We start from the raw sequence: 3,489 nt of genomic DNA on the forward strand, positions 1-3,489 counted from the left end.
ATGATCCTGCGCAACCTGCGGCTTTTTTACGCCCTGATTCTCGTCGCTTTGCTCAGCTTCCGAGCCGCTGCGCCGTCGGCGGCGTAGCTTCATCTGCGCGACAAAACGAATTGTTCAGGGCCGACTAATGAATTTGTTGGCTATTTTCTTGAAAGTGTATTTTTTATAATCAGGTCTTTTTTGTTTTTTATTGAAGATTTTCGAGAGGTCGCTCTATATTCCGCTGTTTGAGCGTATGCGATTCTTCTGATGTATCTGCCAGAAGATCTGTTGTGTCGGTTGGCTGAAACCTGACCGGAACTGCCGCTGGTTCGTGCGACGAATCGTCGTGCAAAGACGGCGCACGGCATCGGGTAGCCTGCTTACGCGCATTCGTATCTCGACGGGAAAGGGGCGTTTCGTGAGCCGCGATGCCGCCTTCGCGCACGGGCTCGCATCGACCGACGTCGTCGCCGGTCGTTGTCGCCATCGCGCGCGATGTCAATTGCACGCCGGTGTGCACCGTGCTCGTCGACAGCGACGCAAGGTTGCTGCTTGCCGTGGACAAACCGGAGCGGCTGCGCGCAGGCTCGAAAGGGCGCGGGGCGACATCGCCCTTCGCTGTTTCGAAGGCGCGAGGTCGGCGCATCCGCCGAGTGCCGAGGCCGAAGCTCACGCATGAGCCGAAGCCACGGCCACCGCGCCGCTTGCTACTTCCGCAGGAAGCGCAGCGCGAACCGCGCGAGCCGCGGCACGATCGCAGGCCGCAGCAGCCGCTTGTCGTAGCCGGCCATTCGACGATCGTCCTCGGAAAGGCAAAGCTCGATCAGATCGCGCGGATTGAGCGCATCGCCGACCGTCGCCGTGGTGTTGGCCGCAAAGTTCGCGTCGCGCGCGACGCCGTCGGTGTCGATCCCGCGCGCAATGCCGATTCGTTCCCAGATCAGGAACGCCCACACCGCCGCGACGCGCGTGAAGAACCACGGCCGTCGCCACCACGGCAGGTTGCGCCAGTACCAGGCGAACCAGTTCACGAAGAACAGGATGTGACGGCCTTCTTCCTGGATCACCGGCTCGAACGTCTCGACGAGTTCCTCCGGAAAATAGCCGGAGCGCTGCGCGGAGCGGAACAGGCCGAACGCGAAGAAGCTGTCGATGCATTCGCTGAAGCCCGTGACCATCCATGCCCATTCGGCGTCAGTCGGCGCCGGATAGGCGGGCTCCGGCGCGAGCCGGATCCCGTATGCGCCGACGAGCTTCGACAGCACGACCTTGTGACGCGCCTCCTCGGCGGCGTCCATGTCGAGCGCTTCGCGCAGCAGCGGGTCGCGCACGGTCGATGCGAACGTTGCGACGCGGATCGACGCGCGGCCTTCAGTCTGCACGGCGATATCCCAGATGGGCAGCGACGTCAGGCGCCGAAGCGCTTCGGGTTCGAGGGGAGGCCAGTCGATGACGGCCGGCTTGTATGGGTTGTGGGTGTCGAGCAGCATTCGGCAGAACATCTGCTTGTGCGCGTCGGAACCGACTTGCACTGGGCCGCGACGCTCATGGACCCAGTTGCGCATAGCGTGATCGGCCGCTTGATCTCGTCGCAGCGTGTCAGACATGGCTCGATTGGTATCGTGATGTCAGGAGCTGCCGATTTTCACATAGCTCGATGAATCACGTATTTTGGCGGCCGATGCCGGAAGCGCCGCTGGCGTGGGGCGGACGCGCAGGAAGCGCCGGCCGATGCCGGCGTCGCGCTCAACAGTGAGCGTCGACCCAGATGCGTCCCCAGCGGAACGCATACGCGAGCGCGTGCTCTTCGTCGAAGAAAAAATCGATTGCGTCGAACGAGTACGCGCGGGCAGGCGCCGGGCCGGCCTTCTCGATCGTGAGGTTCGCGGCGAACAGGCCGTTCGGCAAGCGCGCCGCCGCGGGCGCGACTTCGTAGCCCTTGTAGCGGATCGAATGGTTCATGGCTTTCGCGAAGGGATGGAACGAGCGTGCAGCGTAAGCAATCGACGCGTGCGCGTGAACCAATCTTTATGCGTAAGCAAATCACCCGGCGCACGCGAATGGTCATGACCGCGCATGTCGGGGCGATATGCGTGGCGGCGAGGGCCGTTGCGCGTCGTCGGACGCGTCAACGATCGACGTGGCGCCCGTCGATGCCGGGCGATGCGATCGCCGCGCGCTTGCGACGACGAGACGCGCCGGTCGAGCGAAGGGCGGCCGTCGTTTGCTGATCGAGCGGCTTGGAATGGGGGAGCGCGAGTGAATGATCGCGGCGATCGTGGGCAGGGCGACGGAGCGCCGACCGGAGCGGAACGTGCGCCGCGCTGCGCGTGTGCGTTCAGCTTGTCGCGACTTCCAGCACCGGTGCGAGCGTGCCGCCGTTTGCGACGCGGGTCGCCGCGCGGTGCGACGCGAACGCGAGTGCGAACTCGGCGGCCTGCGCGCCGACAGTCTCGAGTTGCGCGGCGACCTTCGTATCGGAACAACTGTCGATCGTTTCGAAGCGCGTTTCGAGCGTGTTGACCGCGGCGCCGAACGGCGTCGGCCAGCCGCGCAGCGCGTGGACGATCGCGCGCAGCGACGTCAGCACGGTGCCCGCCGCTTGCCAGCCGTATGCGGTGACGATGCAGCCGACCGCGCGTCCGTCGAGATAGGGCCGCTCGTTGGCGCGCAACTCCTCGAGCGTGTCGAGCGCGTTTTTCACGAGGCCGGACACGCCGCCGTGGTAGCCGGGCGTCGCGATGATGACCGCGTCGGCCGCGCGCACCGCGTCGATCAGCTCGCGCTGCGCATCGGTGAGCTCGCGCCGCTCGGGTGCGTAGTGCGGCAGCGTGTGCAGGAACGGGCCGTCGAACAAGCGGGTGCGGGCGCCCGCGGCTTGCGCGCCGCGCAGCGCGAAGCCGAGCGCGCGCTCGGTCGACGAGGCCGCGCGGGTCGTGCCGCCGATGCCGACGATGAACGGCCGGCGATGTTGATCGAATGCGGTCAAAGTGCGCTCCTTGAGGATGCGGCGCCTGATTTCAGCAGGCGGAAAGTTGCATGGTAGCGACCCAATCGGCGTCCGGGAAACGACTTTTCGTTCTATCGATATACCCCGGCGGCCGTTTGAACGGCGCCGCGCGTGGCGCAATTGGATAGCAGAAATGCTTGGTTGGGATGCGCTGGGCGGGTCGATATGATCGCTTCCGTCTCCTCCATGAGAACTTCTCTGACATGGGTTGGCCCCGCCGGTTGGAATGTCGGCGGGGCTTTTTTTTGGTTCATCGAGGAATTCCGGGGAACGCGGCGCGGATTTTGAGGAAGAAATATTCCTCGTCGCGGTACCCGTAAGCGCGACGCTTGATGACCTTGATGGTGTTGTTGATGCCTTCGACGACGCTGGTATTGAGCGGATGGCGGCAGCGGGCCAGGATGCCGTGCCAGTAACCCTGCAAGCGCTGGGCAAACAGTTGCAGCGCGGCAATCCCGCTTTGCCGGGCTTGCTCGATCCATTGCCCCCAAGCCTTT

The 3,489-nt window shown here is 64.5% G+C and carries 4 protein-coding genes; all 4 read right to left on the reverse strand.

The window, feature by feature from the left end; all coding sequences use genetic code 11:
* Positions 1 to 689: 689 nt before the first annotated feature.
* Positions 690 to 1,589, reverse strand: a complete 900-nt coding sequence (locus WS62_RS13695) for an aminomethyltransferase (RefSeq protein ID WP_066571487.1) — start codon at positions 1,587 to 1,589, stop codon at positions 690 to 692.
* A 139-nt stretch (positions 1,590 to 1,728) separates the two neighbouring features.
* Entirely contained in the window at positions 1,729 to 1,944 is a 216-nt protein-coding gene (locus WS62_RS13700; RefSeq protein ID WP_066485721.1) for a transcriptional regulator, read from the reverse strand.
* A gap of 376 nt (positions 1,945 to 2,320) precedes the next feature.
* On the reverse strand, positions 2,321 to 2,971 hold the full coding sequence (locus tag WS62_RS13705) for an NADPH-dependent FMN reductase (protein ID WP_066571488.1): 651 nt from the start codon (positions 2,969 to 2,971) through the stop codon (positions 2,321 to 2,323).
* 271 nt (positions 2,972 to 3,242) lie between these two features.
* Positions 3,243 to 3,489: transposase (locus WS62_RS13710; protein ID WP_197422830.1), on the reverse strand; the 247-nt coding region annotated here is incomplete at its 5' end.

The sequence above is a fragment of the Burkholderia sp. ABCPW 14 genome (genome assembly GCF_001523835.1).
Taxonomy (GTDB): Bacteria; Pseudomonadota; Gammaproteobacteria; order Burkholderiales; family Burkholderiaceae; genus Burkholderia; species Burkholderia mayonis.